Source organism: Cryobacterium soli, from assembly GCF_003611035.1.
GTDB lineage: Bacteria > Actinomycetota > Actinomycetes > Actinomycetales > Microbacteriaceae > Cryobacterium > Cryobacterium soli.
In genome coordinates this window covers 3,641,544-3,657,553 of the sequence record NZ_CP030033.1, presented here as the reverse complement: position 1 = coordinate 3,657,553, position 16,010 = coordinate 3,641,544, and the positions used below count along the sequence as shown (strand labels likewise).

17 protein-coding genes are annotated in these 16,010 nt (G+C 69.6%); 10 read left to right on the top strand and 7 right to left on the bottom strand.

From position 1 onward, the window contains the following. Positions 1 to 91 precede the first annotated feature (91 nt). The gene (locus DOE79_RS17035) at positions 92 to 1,525 is read left to right on the top strand and encodes an aminotransferase-like domain-containing protein (RefSeq protein WP_120339511.1); all 1,434 of its coding nucleotides are present in this window, start codon (positions 92 to 94) and stop codon (positions 1,523 to 1,525) included. A 108-nt stretch (positions 1,526 to 1,633) separates the two neighbouring features. Here the strand turns inward: DOE79_RS17035 and tcuA are convergent, their stop codons facing one another. The 3 genes from tcuA to DOE79_RS17020 form a co-directional block, all read right to left on the bottom strand. Next, on the bottom strand, positions 1,634 to 3,103 hold the full coding sequence (tcuA, locus tag DOE79_RS17030; protein ID WP_120339510.1) for an FAD-dependent tricarballylate dehydrogenase TcuA: 1,470 nt from the start codon (positions 3,101 to 3,103) through the stop codon (positions 1,634 to 1,636). 109 nt (positions 3,104 to 3,212) lie between these two features. Continuing rightward, positions 3,213 to 3,914: a response regulator gene (locus tag DOE79_RS17025; RefSeq protein WP_120339509.1), complete on the bottom strand. Its 702-nt coding sequence runs from the start codon at positions 3,912 to 3,914 to the stop codon at positions 3,213 to 3,215. After that, positions 3,911 to 5,527 carry a sensor histidine kinase gene (locus DOE79_RS17020; protein ID WP_162942814.1) on the bottom strand — a complete coding sequence of 539 codons (1,617 nt, stop codon included), beginning with the start codon at positions 5,525 to 5,527 and terminating at the stop codon, positions 3,911 to 3,913. Before DOE79_RS17020 ends, DOE79_RS17025 begins: the two co-directional genes overlap by 4 nt. Positions 5,528 to 5,686: 159 nt before the next feature. Here DOE79_RS17020 and DOE79_RS17015 point away from each other — a divergent pair, with 159 nt between their 5' ends. From DOE79_RS17015 to DOE79_RS16990, 6 genes are all read left to right on the top strand, one after another. Then, positions 5,687 to 6,667, top strand: coding sequence for a Bug family tripartite tricarboxylate transporter substrate binding protein (locus tag DOE79_RS17015; RefSeq protein WP_120339507.1), 981 nt, complete (start codon positions 5,687 to 5,689; stop codon positions 6,665 to 6,667). After that, on the top strand, positions 6,664 to 7,299 hold the full coding sequence (locus tag DOE79_RS17010; RefSeq protein ID WP_120339506.1) for a tripartite tricarboxylate transporter TctB family protein: 636 nt from the start codon (positions 6,664 to 6,666) through the stop codon (positions 7,297 to 7,299). The genes DOE79_RS17015 and DOE79_RS17010 overlap by 4 nt, the downstream gene beginning before the upstream one ends. Position 7,300: 1 nt before the next feature. Further along, entirely contained in the window at positions 7,301 to 8,869 is a 1,569-nt protein-coding gene (locus DOE79_RS17005; protein ID WP_120339505.1) for a tripartite tricarboxylate transporter permease, read from the top strand. A gap of 119 nt (positions 8,870 to 8,988) precedes the next feature. Then, positions 8,989 to 9,291, top strand: coding sequence for a hypothetical protein (locus DOE79_RS17000; RefSeq protein ID WP_120339504.1), 303 nt, complete (start codon positions 8,989 to 8,991; stop codon positions 9,289 to 9,291). 68 nt (positions 9,292 to 9,359) lie between these two features. Next, complete coding sequence (locus DOE79_RS16995; RefSeq protein WP_120339503.1) at positions 9,360 to 10,301, top strand: S1C family serine protease; 942 nt, start codon at positions 9,360 to 9,362, stop codon at positions 10,299 to 10,301. Positions 10,302 to 10,440: 139 nt separating this feature from the next. Beyond that, the gene (locus tag DOE79_RS16990) at positions 10,441 to 10,638 is read left to right on the top strand and encodes a hypothetical protein (protein WP_120339502.1); all 198 of its coding nucleotides are present in this window, start codon (positions 10,441 to 10,443) and stop codon (positions 10,636 to 10,638) included. 63 nt (positions 10,639 to 10,701) lie between these two features. Here DOE79_RS16990 and DOE79_RS16985 read toward each other — a convergent pair whose 3' ends face one another. Continuing rightward, positions 10,702 to 10,902, bottom strand: coding sequence for a hypothetical protein (locus DOE79_RS16985; RefSeq protein ID WP_066597280.1), 201 nt, complete (start codon positions 10,900 to 10,902; stop codon positions 10,702 to 10,704). Between the two features lie 141 nt (positions 10,903 to 11,043). Here DOE79_RS16985 and DOE79_RS16980 point away from each other — a divergent pair, with 141 nt between their 5' ends. Further along, positions 11,044 to 11,925, top strand: a complete 882-nt coding sequence (locus DOE79_RS16980) for a hypothetical protein (protein WP_120339501.1) — start codon at positions 11,044 to 11,046, stop codon at positions 11,923 to 11,925. Between the two features lie 57 nt (positions 11,926 to 11,982). On the opposite strand, the gene DOE79_RS16975 is transcribed toward DOE79_RS16980, so the two are convergent. After that, positions 11,983 to 12,255 carry a DUF2277 domain-containing protein gene (locus tag DOE79_RS16975; protein WP_066597288.1) on the bottom strand — a complete coding sequence of 91 codons (273 nt, stop codon included), beginning with the start codon at positions 12,253 to 12,255 and terminating at the stop codon, positions 11,983 to 11,985. Between the two features lie 406 nt (positions 12,256 to 12,661). Between DOE79_RS16975 and DOE79_RS16970 the strand changes: the two genes are divergently transcribed. Continuing rightward, a complete protein-coding gene (locus DOE79_RS16970; RefSeq protein WP_162942813.1) occupies positions 12,662 to 12,931 on the top strand; it encodes a hypothetical protein in 270 nt (89 codons plus the stop codon). 404 nt (positions 12,932 to 13,335) lie between these two features. Here DOE79_RS16970 and DOE79_RS16965 read toward each other — a convergent pair whose 3' ends face one another. Next, positions 13,336 to 14,319, bottom strand: coding sequence for a Gfo/Idh/MocA family protein (locus DOE79_RS16965; protein ID WP_120339499.1), 984 nt, complete (start codon positions 14,317 to 14,319; stop codon positions 13,336 to 13,338). Positions 14,320 to 14,355: 36 nt separating this feature from the next. Continuing rightward, complete coding sequence (locus DOE79_RS16960) at positions 14,356 to 15,318, bottom strand: ketopantoate reductase family protein (RefSeq protein WP_120339498.1); 963 nt, start codon at positions 15,316 to 15,318, stop codon at positions 14,356 to 14,358. A 117-nt stretch (positions 15,319 to 15,435) separates the two neighbouring features. On the opposite strand from DOE79_RS16960, the gene DOE79_RS16955 reads away from it, so the two are divergent. Continuing rightward, a complete protein-coding gene (locus DOE79_RS16955) occupies positions 15,436 to 16,005 on the top strand; it encodes a TetR/AcrR family transcriptional regulator (RefSeq protein ID WP_120339497.1) in 570 nt (189 codons plus the stop codon). Positions 16,006 to 16,010: the final 5 nt, after the last annotated feature.

Below are 16,010 nucleotides of genomic sequence, written 5' to 3'. Positions count from 1 at the left end.
AAGGGACGACGGGACCGCGACCGCAGCCGGGACCTCGACGTGACCGGATAACACTGGCGGCCGAGCGACGATAGCGCTATTGTCTGGTTTCATGCACGAGGATAGCACCACGGCCGACGCCCCGCCCGGCGAATCTGCCCACCTGGCGATCGAACGGCGCCTGCGCCGGCTGGCGGCGACCCGACCCGCGGGTGAGCGGTTGCCCTCCACGCGCACCCTGGTGCTTGAGCACGCGGCCAGTCCGCTCACGGTGCAGCGTGCCGTCCAGCGGCTGGTGCTCGAAGGACTCGTGGAGACCCGGCCGGGGGCGGGCAGCTTCGTGGCCCGGCGGCCCGGGGTGCACCGGGCCGACTTCGGCTGGCAGACCACCGCACTGGGCACCCCGCGCACCGGCGCTGACACCATCGGTGCCGCACTGGCCACCGCCGGCCCCGGAGTCATCTCCCTGCACTCGGGCTACCCGACCGAGGAGCTGCTGCCCACCCGGTTGGTGCGGTCGGCGCTCGTGCGCGCGGCCCGTACGAGCACCGCCGTCGAGCGGGCTCCCCTGGCCGGGCTGGCAGAGCTGCGCACCTGGTTCGCCGCGGAGTTGGCGCCCACCGGCGCATCCGCGGTCGCCCCGCCCACCGCCGACGATGTCGTGATCACGCCGGGCGGGCAGAGCGCGCTGTCGTCGATCTTCCGGGCGCTGGCCGCGCCGGGCGACGCCATCGTGATGGAGTCGCCCACCTACTGGGGTGCGATGGCGGCCGCCCGCCAGGCCGGACTGCGGGTGGTGCCCATCGGCCGGGGCGCAGGGGCGCCCGCCGCCGGCGACCTCGACGACGCGTTGGCGGCCAGCGGGGCGCGGCTGTTCTACGCGCAACCGCACTTTGCCAACCCCACCGGGGCGCTCTGGACAAGCACCGAACGTGCCGAAATCCTGGCCGTGATCCGGGCCCGCGGGGTCTACCTCATCGAGGACGACTGGGCGCACGACTTCGGCATCGACACGGATGTCGTGCCGCTGGCGGCCGACGACGCCAACGGGCACGTCGTGTACGTGCGGTCGCTCACCAAGAGCCTCTCCCCCGCTATCCGGGTGGGCGCCGTCGTGGCGCGCGGCCCGGCGCTGGCGCGCATCCAGGCCGATCGCACCGTCGACGACCTCTATGTCAGCGGCATCCTGCAGTCCGCCGCCGTCGACGTGCTCACCGATCCCGGCTGGCGCAGCCACCTCGCCCGACTGCGCGCGGCGTTGCGCGCCCGCCGCGACGAGATGGCCCGGCAGGTGCGCGGCCAGTTGGGCACAGATGCGCTCGAGCTGATTCCCCGGGGCGGCCTCAACCTCTGGGTGCGCACACGCGACGGCGTCGACATGCGCGACCTCGCCCGCCGCAGCCGCGCGGCCGGTGTGCTGTTCTCCCCCGGCGACGACTGGTTCCCCGCCGAACCGACCGGCTCGTTCCTGCGGCTGAACTACTCCCGCGCTCGCCCCGAGATCTTCGAGGAGGCCGTGGCGACCATCGCCGGGCTCCTTCCCTGATCCTTGTGCCGCTGTGGCGCTGCAGCCTCGGCAGGTCGGGCCGGGGCCGGCCTCAACAAGACAGTCTTCGCGGCAACCCGCGCCGCGCCGACCCGGCCCGGGACGCCGCTACGCCAGCTGGCCCGCCCGGCGCCCGAACACCATGCCGGCGGTGAGGCCGGAGCCACCGGGATAGTTCTTCGAGAACAGGCCCCCGAGAGCCTCGCCGCAAGCGAAAAGACCGGGGATCTCGGTGCCGTCCTCGCGCAGCACCCGTCCGTTGGTGTCGGTCTTCAGCCCGCCGAAGGTGAAGGTGATGCCGCAGGTCACGCCGAAGGCGTAGAACGGTCCGGTCTCCAACGGGGACGCCCAGTTGCTCTTGGGTGGCTGCACGGCGGCTTTCCGGCCGTCCTTGACCGTGGGGTCGAAGGCGACGGAGCGATCGATGGACTCGTTGAACTCCGCCACCGTGCGGGTGAACGCTGCGACCGGGATACCGATCTTCTCGGCCAGGTGCTCCAGGGTGTCGGCAGTTTCGACGGAGATGCCGGGCATGTCGTACTCCTCGGTGCGCAGCATCGGGCGCAGCGTCTCGTCGAAGATCTGCCAGGCCACCGAACCCGGCTGCGCGAGAATCTCCCGGCCGTACTTGGCGTAGGTATAGTTGCGGAAGTCGGCGCCTTCGTCGAGGAACCGTGTCCCCTCGCGGTTGACCAGGATTCCCAGCGGGTAGGACTGGCGGGTGAGCCGGTTGGTCAGGCTCCGGTTGGACTCGTTCTGCGCGGTGAAGGCATCCCACTGCACCGAGTGGCAGGTCGTCCAGTCTCCGCCGCGGGCGGCGCCGAGCCGCAGCCCGGCCTCGAGCAGCTCGCCGGTGTTGAACGGTGTGCCGCGCACCTTGGCGTTCTGCCATCCGGCGCCCATCTCGGCTTCGCGGAGGGCGGGGCTGGCTTCGAATCCACCGGATGCGATGACGACGGTCTGAGCGTACAGCTCGGTTCCGTCCGCCAGGCGCACACCCACGACCTCGCCTGAGTCGCCCGTGACCAGATCGACGACGTGCTGGCCGTACCGGACCTCCGCGCCCTCCGCGAGGGCGACCCGGGTGTGATCGGCAATGAGACCCTCGCCCCCGCCTACGTTGCCGATGTGCAGGCCTCCCCAGAAAAGGTAGGAGCCGTCGGGCCTGTCGTAGGCCTGACGCTCGTACATGAGCCTGTACTTCAGGCCCAGGCCCGCGAGCCACTCGACCGTCGGCCGTGCCTCATGCACGAGAACCTCGGTGAGGTCGGGGTCGTTGCCACCCTCGGTGACCTTCACCAGGTCCGCCCTGAAATCGTCGACGGAATACGGCGGAACTATGGAGCGGTCGTGCCGTTCGTCGGGCTGCACCAGCGGACGCAGGTCGTCGAGACCGTCGTGCGGAACCCGGGTGGCTCCGGCGGTGTAGAAGCTGTTGCCGCCGGCCTCGTTCTGCTCGCCGCGCTCCAGCAGCAGCACCCGGCGGCCTCGTTCCGCTGCCGCGTGCACGGCGCTGAATCCGGCGTTTCCTCCGCCCACGACGATTACGTCGATCGCGGTCGTGTCATCCTCGGCCATGTCATCCTCCTTGACGAGTATCTCGACATCGAGATTCTTTATTGATCGTAGGACGCCCACCGGCACGCCGAGGATTTAGGCCATATTGGACGTAATCGTCGGGGATTCGTCAGTAGCCGCTGCTGCCGGTCCAGCGGTATAGATTCTGCGGCCGGCCGACGTCGCCGTACTTCGCGGTCACCTCCACCAAATCGACGGCGGCGAAGTGCTCGAGATACCGTCGGGCGCTCACCCTGGACAGGCCGAGAGTCTCGGCCAAAGCCGTCGCCGTCACCGGAGTCTCGGTGGCGAGCAGGGTCTCGCTGACGAGCCGGGCCGTGTTCTCGGAGAGCCCCTTCGGCAAGGGCGCACGGGGAGCCTGCGCCTTCCTGCCCTGCATCGAGTCGATCTGAGCCTGGGTCAGATCGGCACTGTCCAAGGCCAGTGCCTCGTGGCGTCGGTCGGCATAACGGCGCATCCTGGCGGTGAAATCGTCGGGCAGGAACGGCTTGAGCAGGTAGTCGACCACGCCCAGTTCCAGAGCCTGCCTGACCAGCTCCGGATCCGGCGCGGCCGTGACCATGATGACGTCGAGTTGACCTGCGGATGCCGCGCGCACCGTGCGCAGCAGGTCCAGGCCCGACGCGTCCGGCAGGAACATGTCCAGCAGCACGAGGTCCACCTCGCCCGACTCGATTGCGGCGGCAGCGGCGGCGGCGGTCAGCTCGGTGCCCACGACGCTGAAACCGTCGAGTCTTGCGAGGAACCGCCGATGCAGGGCGGCGACGGCGAAGTCGTCCTCCACGATGAGCACCCGGATCGTGTCGGTCATTCGAGATGCTCCTTGATGGGTCGGGGGGAATCGGATGCTGCCGGCAGCCGCACCACGAACCGGGCACCGCCCAGGTCGGCCCGTTCGATGCTGATCTCGCCGCCCCGGTGCGAGATGTGCTCGCGCACGACGCTCAAACCGATACCGTGCCGCCAGCCGTCGGCGGGTTTGGACGTGTGGCCGTGTTCGAACACGCGTTGAGCGTCGTGGTCGCTCACGCCCGGGCCGTCATCCTCGATGATGAGTTCCAGCCCGTCCGCGTCGCCGACCAGGAAGACGTCGATGCTGGATTCGGCGGCCTCGATGGCGTTGGAGAGCAGATTGCCGACGACGGTGAGCTCCTCCGCTCCCACGGCGACGGCGGCGCCGACCCGGCTGTCGGCGGAGATGTCCATGGTGATGTCCTCGGCGTCGGCCTGAGCCTGCCTGGACGCGAGCAGTGCCGCCAACATCGGGGGTTCGATGCGGTGCCATTGTTCCGCCGCCCCCGGTCGCTGGGCGCGCGGCAGGCTGTCGAGGTACCGTCGGGCGTCGTCGAACTCGCCCAGCCGGAGCAGGCCGGACACGACGTGCATCCTGTTGTCGAAATCGTGCGCCTCGACACGCAGCAGGCCGGACCTGGCGCGCTCGTCACCCAGGGTCGCGAGCATCGATTCCAGCTCGCTGCGGTCCTGGATGACAAGGGTCGTGCCCACGTCGCGGCCGTCGGCCACCGCCGTGGACCGGGTCACGACGAGAGTTCGTCCTGCCGTGGTCAGCTGCCTCGTGTCCGGTTGCCCCTCGGTGTCGAGCATCCTCACGATGGGAGCAGGGAGCGCCTCTGCCGCCCGTTCGCCCTCGACGTCACCGGTGACGGCCAGCAGTCGTCTTGCGCCGGTGTTCATGAAGGCGATGCGCCCGTCATCGTCGATGCCGACGAATCCGTCCTGAACCCCGTCGGTCATCGCGGCCCTGGACTGCACGAGGGCGAGCATCTCCCCCGGCTCGATACCGTAGAGCCGCCGACGCAGCCGCGCGGTCGCCGTCCAGGAGACAATGACTCCCATGAGCGCCGCAACGAGAGTGGGCACGATGATCTGCAGCGCCCGACCCGTCACCTCTTGCTGCACGGCGCGAACCGGCACGCCGGCGGAGACAGTGCCGACGACGCGGCCGTCAGGGGCGATCACCGGAACCTTGGCGCGCAGAGTCAGACCCACGGGGCCGTCCTCCTCCGCTCCCACGTAACGCTCGCCCCGGCGCACACCGGAATGGTCACTCGAGACGGGTTGACCGACGAGCTCGGGCCACGGGTGGGCTACACGGATATTGTTCAGGTCGACCACAGTGATGTACTCCACCCCCGCGGCCTTCTGCATGGCCGAGGTGACGGGTTGGATGAGCGTATGCGGATCCGGCGACTGCAGGCCCTCGATCACAACCGGCAGCGTTGCGACGGAATCCGCCAGCACCTCCAGGTCGCCCTCCGCCGATCGACGCACCTGATCGGTCTGCACGGCGACCGCAACACCCGCCGCGACGGCCGCGATGAGCGTGATCACCCCGACCTGCGCGACGAACAGGCCGAAAGCGAAGCCCCGCCGGCGAGCGGCCGCACGTCGTTCGGGGCGCACGCGAAACCACGGGCGATCCCGCGATACACGTGCTGCCGAGTTCGTCACGACCGAAATGTCCAATATGGCGAGATATGTGCGCAACCAGGCGTGGGGCGTTGAGTCGCCATAAGTTGGGGCCTCAATCGATCTCCTACAACGTCGTAAGGGTGTGCTTTCGTGAATCAAGTATTACGCACCGTCGTGTTCAGCACGGCGGTCGCGCTCATCACAGGCTTCGCCGTGGTCAATGCGGTCTCCACCGGATCGTCCTCGACGGTGCGCAACAAGCTCACCGTGATGGCCCCCGCCTCACCCGGTGGCGGATGGGACGGCTTCTCCAGGGAATCCCAGGCGGCGTTGCGCTCCGAGGGCATCGTGAACAACGTCCAGGTCGCCAATGTCCCCGGCGCCGGCGGCACCATTGGGCTCGCCCAACTGGTCCAGATGACCGGCCGGGACGACATCCTGATGGCCACCGGCGGGGTGATGATCGGCGCAATCTCGCTCGGCGACACCGCTGAGACCCTGCAGGATGTCACCCCTATCGCCCGGGTCGCCGACGATTACGCCGCCCTGGTCGTGCCCGCGGACTCGCCTATCACCTCGCTCGACGACTTCATCGAAGAGTGGAAGGCCGACCCCGCCGGAACCTCGATAGCGGGCGGCTCGCTCGGATCCATCGACCACCTGATGACCGGCCTGCTGGCGGGTGCGATCGGACTGGACCCCAAGCAGGCCAACTACATCGCCTACTCCGGCGGCGGGGAGGCGCTCTCCGCGATGCTCTCGCACACCACGACAGGGGGGATGTCGGGCTACAACGAGATCTCCGGGCAAGTCGAGGCGGGGCAGCTGAGGGTTCTCGCGGTCTCCTCCCCCGAGCGGATGCCCGGAGTCGACGTGCCGACGTTCATGGAGCTCGGTGTCGACGTGTCGATGTCGAACTGGCGGGGCTACGTAGCCCCGGCCGGTCTGAGCGACGAGGAGACGGCGGAGCTTGCGGCGATCGTCGAGGAGATGCAGGCGTCGCCGGCCTGGCGCGAGGTGCTGGAGCGGAACAACTGGACCGACTCGTACCTGGTCGGGCCTGACTTCGAGGACTTCCTCATCGACCAGCAGAAACAGATTGACGTGATCATCGGGGAGCTCGGACTATGACGACACCATCCACAACGCCCGTGACTGCTCGGCCCGGCCCGCAGCCGGGCATCCGTCGGCGGTCCTGGTGGACCGGCAGAGGCGAACTCTCTGTGGGGATCCTGGCCCTGGTTGCTGCGGCCCTGCTCACCGTCGGCACCGTCACCATGAACGTGCGCGGCCAGCAGGAGCCAGGCCCGCAGTTCTTCCCGGTGATCGTGATCGGCCTGTTGCTCTTCAGCGGTGGCTGGGTCACTGTGCAGGCGCTCCTGCCCCGCCGTGCGGACCGGCAGGTATGGCACTCCCCCGACATCTCGAAGGACATGCTCGCCGATGTGGCGGGCACCGACACCGAACTGATCAAGCTCGATCGCCGGCACGCCACCCAGGCCGAGGACGACACGACAGCGTTCGACTGGCGCACCTTCGGTCTCGTGCTCGGCGCCGTCGTGCTCTTCGCTGTGCTGCTCAACCCCGTGGGCTGGATCTTCAGCGCCGCTTTGCTCTTCTGGCTGGTCTCGTACGCGCTCGGCAGCCGCCGGCCCGTTTTCGACATCGGCGTCGCCCTCATTCTGAGCTCGGCGGTACAACTCGCTTTCAGTGCCGGGCTGGGCCTCGCCCTTCCCTCCGGCTTCTTCGGATGGATCTTCTGACATGGACCAGATCACGCTTCTTCTCGAGGGCTTCTCCGGAGCCCTCACCCCCATCAACCTGCTCTGGGTGCTCGTCGGCGCCGTTCTCGGCACCGCCGTGGGGGTGCTGCCCGGACTCGGCTCATCGATGGCGGTGGCCCTCCTGCTGCCGGTGACCTTCAGCCTGGACCCGACCGCCGCGTTCATCATGTTCGCCGGTATCTACTTCGGAGGCCTCTTCGGCGACTCCACGGCCGGCATCCTGCTCAACACGCCGGGAAACTCGTCGGCCATCGCCTCCTCCTTCGAGGGCAACCGGATGGCCAAGAGCGGGCGTGCCGGCAAGGCTCTGGCCACCGCGGCCCTCGGCGCCTTCTTCGGGGGTACGCTGGCCACCCTCGTGACGGTCTTCGCCATGCCACTGCTCGTGTCAATGGCCACGATGTTCGGCCCCGCCGAGTACTTCGCACTGGCGGCGTTCGCGTTCCTCGCCGTAAGCTCGGTCGTCTCCGAGTCGATCGTGCGCGGGCTGCTTTCGCTCGGAGTCGGGCTGGCGCTCATGTTGGTCGGCATAGACGGCCCCAGCGGCACCGAACGATTCACCTTCGGCCTGCCCCAGCTTTTCGACGGCCTGTCCATCGTTGTCATCACGGTGGGGTTGCTCGCCCTTGGTGAGGTCTTCTCGGTGGCCTCCCGCATCCACCGCGAAGACAAGTCGGTGCAGATCATCCGCCAGGGCCGGGCCTGGCTGAACCTCTCGGACCTCCGGCGCGCCGCTCCGGCGTGGCTACGGGGCACGGCGTTCGGGCTGCCCTTCGGCATCATCCCGGCCGGCGGCGCCGAGGTTCCCACCTTCCTCGCCTACGGCACCGAGAAGCGTCTGGCGAAGGCGCGCGGTGACAAGAACTTCGGCTCGATCGGCAGCATCCGTGGTGTCGCCGCACCCGAGGCCGCGGCGAACGCCACGGCCGGCACCGCCATGGGAGCGCTCCTCGCTCTCGGCCTGCCCACGTCGGCCACGGCAGCGATCATGCTCGCGGCCTTCCAGCAGTACGGCCTGCAGCCGGGGCCGCTGCTCTTCTCGCGCACTCCCGAACTCGTCTGGACCCTCATCGCCTCCCTGTTCATCGGCCTGGTCGCGCTGCTCATCCTGAACATGGGGTTCGCCTCGCTCTGGGCGAAGTTGCTCCTGGTGCCCAAGCACTACCTCTACGCCGGCATCACGGTGCTCGCCGTTCTCGGGGTGTACGCCATGGGGTCGTCGGTTGTGGACGTCTGGGCGCTCATCGCTATCGGGCTCATCGGCCTGCTGATGCGACGCTTCCGCATTCCTCTGGCCCCGGTCATGATCGCCGTGGTGCTGGGACCTCTTGCCGAGACCGAGCTGCGACGCGCTCTCGCCGTCTCGGCGGGTGACCCCGCTGTGCTGGTCGCCAGTCCATTCACGATCACCCTGTACACGATCCTCGTCATCATCACCGTGGTGTCGATCGTGCAGCATCTGAGAAAGCGGCGCTCGGCCGGCTCAGGCCCCGACCGGTCCGCTGATGACACCGTGTCAAGCCACACCGAGACCACGGCACGCCGCTGACCGATGTGCTCGACGCCAGAAAACTGGGCGTCCTCTGACAGCTGCGGCTCGATGGGACCGCGGGCGTCTCGACGGCGCCGCGGATTCCCTAGACTGGGACCAAAGGGGGCGTGATCCGGATGAAGAAGGACAAGAGCGACGAACCGCACGACGAGTTCGACCGTATCCAGATTCCCGAGTTTCTGGCCCGGCCTTTCGAGCGCCTCGGCGGCGGCGGACCGGCCCCGGCCGCACCCGCCGGCCGTGACCGTGTGCGCTCTGCCGATGCCGAAGGTTCCAGCACGGCCGAGTTCCCGGATGCTGCGCCCGCCGACGACGAGCAGCCCGCGCCCCGCGCCTGGTGGGCCGGCTACCGCGGCAAGCTGTTGCTCTACGGAGCGGGCACCCTCGTCATGGTCTTCCTGCAGTCCCGCGGCCGATAACACGTTCCGCGTCTGCCTGAAGCGAACGCGGCCCACTTCCGCCCCGGTGCGACGTACGCTCTGGTGCCATGAACGATCTGCCACCGATGAGTGACGACGGGCTCCTCGACGCCTACTCGAAAACTGTCATGGCCGTGGCGACCCGGGTGCTGCCCAGCGTCGCCAGCATCACCGTGCGGGGTCCCCGCGGAGCCGGAGCGGGGAGCGCCAGCGTGATCACGGGCGACGGCGTGCTGCTCACCAGCGCCCATGTGGTCTCCGGGGCGACGCGGGCCGAGGCCGCGTTCACCGACGGCACCACCGTCGAGGTCGAGATCGTGGGCAGCGACGCTCTCTCCGACCTCGCGGTGCTGCGTGCACTCGGCCATGCTCCGCCGCCCGTGGAGCTCGGCGACGCGTCCCGGCTCCGAGTGGGCCAGGTCGTGGTGGCGCTCGGCAACCCGCTGGGCCTGGCCGGCAGCGTCACGGCCGGCATCGTCTCGGCGCTGGGCCGGTCGCTGCCCACCCGGTCCGGGCGCGTGGTCGACGAGGTCATCCAGACCGACGCCGCGCTCAACCCGGGCAATAGCGGCGGCGTGCTGGCCGACAGCGCCGGGCGCATGGTCGGCGTCAACACGGCCGTGGCGGGCATCGGGGTGGGCCTCGCGGTGCCGATCAACGCCACGACCCGGGAGATCATCACCGCGCTGCTCCGCACGGGGCGGGTGCGGCGGGCCTGGCTCGGCATCGCCGGCGCCCAGGTGCCGCTGCCCCCTGAGCTGGCCGCCCGGATCGGGTCGCCCACGGGCCTGCAGGTGGCCGGGGTGTCGCCGGACAGCCCGGCCGCCGAAGCGGGCCTGCACCGCGGCGACATCGTGGTGGAACTGGCCGGGCACCCCGTCACCACCACCACGGCCGTTCAGCAGCTCATGGTCGAGGGCGCCATCGACAAGCCCATCGAGATCACGGTGTGGCGCAACGGCGCCCTCGTCGACGCCATCACAGTGCCCCGGGAGCTGGCCGACCGCTGAGCCATCGGCGCGGCGCCTACACCCAACGGAGCACACCGGTTCATCCGTCTGGCGGATGCCGGGACGGGAGCGCCGCAGGCACGATGGAATCACCGATCAGGAAGCGAAGGGTCGGACCGTTCCGTCGAGAGGACAGACCATGACCACCCTGCTGCGCACCAGTCCCGCCCACCGGGCCCTCCACCCCGTCGTGATGACCGCGAGCGTCGTGGCGGTGCCCGCCGGCACGCACGGGCCGGCCGATCTGCCCGCCTCTGTGGACCGGGCGCCGGCGCACTCCCTCGACCGGATGGCCCTGTGGACGGCCCAACCGGTCGAACTCGCCCGTACCGCCTGAGGCGCCCCTCACCTGCCGGAGGAGTCGGCTCCCGCTGCCGAGCCGCCGGTTGGGCTGCGCCGGTCACGCCCCGAGCAGGAGCAGCACGTGGTAGGTGGCGTAGGCCGGCCAGACGATGGCCTGGAGCAGGCCGAGGATGAAGCCCCAGAATGAGCCGTCCGAGATCGAGATGAAGTAGATCGCCGCCCCGATGTAGGCCAGCAGGAAGAAGAACCCCCACGATCCGTCGCGCACAATCACGCGGCCCCGCCCATCCGTCGTCATGACGCGCTCCCTCTCCTGGTCCGGCCGACCGGTTCTCCCGCTCACGGTAGCCGCACAGGGGCGGTGGCGAAACCCCCGGCCGGCACCGGGTTGCCGGTTCGGCGGCTGGCGGCGGGCGCGCCCGCGGGTGAGGATGGTGCCATGGCCGTTTCGCTCACCGAAGTCGCCCGGGAACTCTACGGTCTCGCCCCCGCAGACTTCACGGCCCAGCGCAATGCCCGGGCGCGAGACCTCACGCCGACGGATGCCGCGCTGGCCAAGCAAGTCGCCGCCCTGCGCAAGCCTTCGCCCGCGGCCTGGGTGGTGAACCTCCTCGCGCGGGAGCGGGCGGAGAAGCTCGAGGAGCTCCTGCGGCTCGGCGAACAGATGCGCCAGGCGCAGGAGCACTTCGATCGAGACGCGCTCCGCCGGCTCGGCGCCGAGCGCCGGGAGGCCGTGGCCGGACTCGCCCGCGAGGCGGCGGACCTGGCCCAGGCGGCCGGGCATCCGCCCACCGCGAGCGTGCTCGGCGAGGCCGAGCAGACGCTGCAGGCGGCCACCTCCGACCCGGATGCCGCGGCCGCGGTTGCCGCCGGTCTGCTCGTGCGTGCTCTGCGGGCCGTGGGCTTCGAACCCGTCGACCTGCTCGATGCGGTCGCGGTGCCGGGCGCCGCCGCCGTTCCCTCGTCGAAACCAGCCTCCCCTGGGAGCCCCCCGCCGGTGCACCTGCACGAGGTGCGCCTCCGCAAAGAGGCACGCCGGGAGGCCGAACGTCTCGAGGGTGACGCCGAGGCCGCGGCCGCGGAGCTCGATGCCCTCGACCGTCGCGCCCACCGGCTCGAGCTGCGTCGGCAGAGCCTGGAGGCCGAGGTGGCGGAACTGCGGGAGCAGCTGCGGGAGGCGGAATCCACCCTCACGGCCGTCGCCGACGACGCACAGGCCCTGGTCCACGCGCGCAGCGCCGCCCAGGCCGAGGCGGATGCGACGAGCCGCCGCGCCCACGAGGCCCGGGCTGCCGCCGATGCGCTGGCGGCCCCGGACTGACGCTCCCCACGCATCCGGTGCCGACGGGCGGCCCTCGCCGACCGATCGGCGACGGTGTCAGGCCGCGGCGAACCGTTTGGCCGAACGCGCCTTGGCCTTCTCAGCCTCGACCTCGCGGTTCTTCGGCGGAGCGGTCGTGACCAGGTCCTCGAGAAGATGCCGGGAGATGTGGGCGATCTCCTCAACCGCACGGTTGAACGCGTCCTGGTTGGCCTGGGACGGTTTGGTGGACCCACTGATTTTGCGCACGAATTGGAGGGCGGCGGCGTGCACCTCGTCGTCCGTCGCGGCCGGCTCGAAATTGTGCAGCTGATGGATGTTCCGACACATGTTTTAAGGGTAGCCAGAGGAGCACAACGACGAAAGTGCGAAAAAAGTGTTGCAGCGCGGCCGGTCCGCCCACTACGGTGATGCTTACGCCATACGACGAAAGGAGCCCAGCGTGTTTATTCAGATGACTGCAATCGCAATCCGTACCACCGCCGGCTTCGTCGGCGTCTTCACCGCCTGATCGGCCAGTAGGTAACCCACCGGTCCAGACGGTGGTGACGCTCTCGAAGCCCGACCAGGCAGCATCCGCACTCGTGTGCCTGCAGCCAGGGTCATTCACCCCGCTCGCGTCGCGCTTTCCTCGCGCGCCGCGCCTCTAGCCGCCTCGAGCGGCCATCCTCATTCGGCGACCCCGGACGCTCTTCGGCGTGCCCGGATTCGCACCCTTCACGAAGGAATCATCACCATGCATACCCAACTGGCGCCCCGTCCGGGCCGCCACGACCACCCGCCCCAACCTGTCCCGCACCCCGAACCCCGGCCCGTGCGCCGAGTGGGACCGCTCGACCGTGCCGCGATGCACCTGGGCATGGCCCTCATCGCGTGGGGTCGACGCCCCGTGCGCACACCCCGTCGGGAACGCCCCGTGTTCTCGCCCGAGTCGGTGCAGGCCCGGAGAGATCTGGAGAACGCTCGAGACCAGTACCTGGTTCTCAAGCTCACGCAGTTCCGATGATCAGCCCGCGCCCCGGTGCGCCCCGACGCCTCGGCGGCGGCGGCGCACCGGGTGCCGTCGGTCTCCGCGTTCCGCGGGCACCGCGCCGCTCCGCGGGTGGCACGCCCGGCGCGTACCGGCGCCCGACCCGCGCGCCGCGTTCCGCGGGCACCGCGCCGCTCCGCAGGTGGCACGCCCGGCGCGTACCGGCGCCCGACCCGCGCGCCGCGTTCCGCGGGCACCGCGCCGCTCCGCGGGCAGCGCGCCCCGGGTATTACGCTCCGCGGGCACGGCGCCGCTTGGCGCGTGGCACGCCCCGCGCGCGGCGGCGCCCGACCCGCGCGTAGCGTTCCGCGGTTCCGAACGGGAATCGGAGTCGCGCGCGGTGGCGCCACTCCCCCTGAACCGTCAGACGACGCGGATGCTCAGCCTCCGAGCCCCGCGCGCCACTGATCGAGCAGGCGCGCGATGGCGCGGCTGTGCGCCCACGGCACCTCGGCCGCTTCGGTCCGGCCGTCCAGCAGGGCCAGGGACACGGCGTCGGCCTCCGCGGCGAACGGGTCCACCGTCGCCGGTTCGACGACACGATCGCCGGCGCCGGCGCGCACGGTGAAGGATGCCGCGGAGGCGGCCCTGCTGCCGAACACGTCGGGCAGCTCGATGCTTCCACCGCTGCCGCTCAGCGTCGCCGATCTCGGCAACTCGGTCACGATGGAGCAGGCCACCTCCGCCGTGAACCCGTGCGCGGACACGGTTGCGGTGGCATGCTCGTCCACACCAGTGTCCCCGATCCGGCCAGCGGCGGCCGTGAGAACGAGGTCCGCAGGGTCGAGGCCGGCGGCGGCGGCGAGGCCGACCGCGAGAGACACCGGGTAGCCGCCCACGTCGAGGATCGCTCCACCGGCCAGCGCTGGGTCGAACAGGCGACCGGAGCGCTCGCCCGCGACGAATCCGAACGATGCTCTCAGCCGAAGCGCCGAGCCCACCTCGTGATCGGCGACCACGGCGTCGAGCGCCCGGGCGAACGGACCGAACCGGTGCTTGTACGCCTCGACGAACGGGAGGCCGGAGCCCGCGGCCTGGGCCAGCACCCGCTCCACCTCGGCCAGGGTCGGAGCGACGGGCTTCTCGCAGAGCACGGCCTTGCCGGCCTGCAGCGCCGCCACGGCCAAGTCGGCATGGGTCGTGTTGACGGTGGATATGTACACGGCGTCGATGTCGTCCCGGGCGAGGAGCTCGTCGTAGGAACCGGTGACCGGCGCGCCATGCAGTGCCGCAAAATCGGCCGCCCGGCCTGGATCTGTGCTGCCGACGGCGTGCAACGTACCATGCGCCGACCCGGGCAACGCCCGCGCGAACCAGCCGCCGATATCGCCCGGTCCGAGGATTGCCCACCGTGTAGTTGTCATGCCGTCACGCTACCAAGTTCCGTGTGGGGCGGATTGTCAAGCCTCACCGACCAGAGACCCGAAGTACGAGGCCGCGGCTTCCAGCCGGGGCGCCTTGACTCCCCGTCGGTGTGCCTCAGCGAGGGTGTCGACACAGATCACCCGAGGTTCCTCGGCGGATGGATCGCTGTGCGCTTCGAGGCTCCGACGTGCCAACGGAACGTGAACGATCAGCCAGGAGACCACAAGGGCGGTCAGCCAGGTCGGCCCGTTGAGCCCGATCACGGCACCTCGGTGCCGCCCCAAATCGACGCCACGCGCTGTGAGAATCGGGAGAAGCTCCCGGCTGGTGAGGAGAGCTTCACGGAGCTCCTTCCGTTTCCCGACCAATTCTGACAATGACCCCAACCTCAAGCCCTGCGCGTGAATGCCCGCGTCGAAGACGAAGTGCATCCAGAGCCAGCCTCGAAAGTCTGCTTGTTCCGTTATCCGGAAGCCAGCGCCGCGGAACACGTCGCGCACGGCTCGCTCTCGTTCGGTGGGCGGCTGCCCGAATGTGCCAAACGTGACGAACGGGATAATCGCGGTGCGGAGCACTCCGTCCGTGCCGAAACCACCGCCCGTCCCAGGAAACCCCCACGCGACCTGCTCCGGAGGCAGGCTTGTTATGGCGGAGAGCGGTTCGGCCCAGACGTTTCCGAAGATCAACACGGTAGCGTTGCCCACTCGCGGCGCGAGAAACGTTGCCGCCTCAGCGAGGCGATGGTGCGCCACGCTCAGCACGATCAGGTCGAAGTCGTGGTTGGGCTCGAGCACCTCTCGGTAGCGCACCGGCCACGACTCGAGAAAGCGCTGCCCCCAGGGTCGCTTCCGGGCATCCACGATGTCGACGTCGATGGCCGGCCCGTACACCACCGATCGGCCGGGGCGCACGTAGAACTCCACCTCGTGCCCCGCGCGTTCAAAGGCCCACCCATAGGTGCTCGATATGACGCCTCGGCCGAACATCAAGATCTTCACTGTGTACCTCGTCCGTTAGGCTGATGGATAAACGGAAATCGTCTCCACTTGAAAAATATGGAGATTATCTCCACTTGTCAAATGCGCGGGAGGTTCGGGTGTCATGCGAGGTGCCGAGTGGACGTGACCAAACCGCTACGGGCGGACGCGAAGCGAAACCGCGAAGCTCTCATCGCGGCCGCACGGCAGGTGTTCGAGACCGGGGATGAAATCCGCTTCGATGACTTCGCACGCCGGGCCGGCGTCGGCACGGGCACGCTCTACCGTCATTTCCCCACCCAGGACGCGCTCGTCGCCGCGGTCTACCAGGAGGAGGTCGCCACCCTCTGCCAGCGCGCCCAGGAACTGCAAGCGACGCTGCCGGCCGTGGTCGCCCTGACCAGATTCCTGACCGAATTCGTCGACTATGTAGGACCTCGCCACAGGCTGGCGCGAACACTGGCCGCGCTCATGGCACGTCGAGCGGACGAATTCACGGAAGGCAGTCGGGCGCTCGAGCGTGCAATCACAGAGCTGGTGGCTGCCGGAGTTGCGCAGGGCGGCATCCGGTCAGACGTCAGCGCGGGCTCCGTCATGGTGGCGTTGCACGGCATCGGCGGAGCCCACGATCGACCGGACTGGCACACAGAGGCGGAGGGACTCATCACGGTTCTCATTGATGGACTGCGCGCAGCCGACTCGCTGTGAATGCG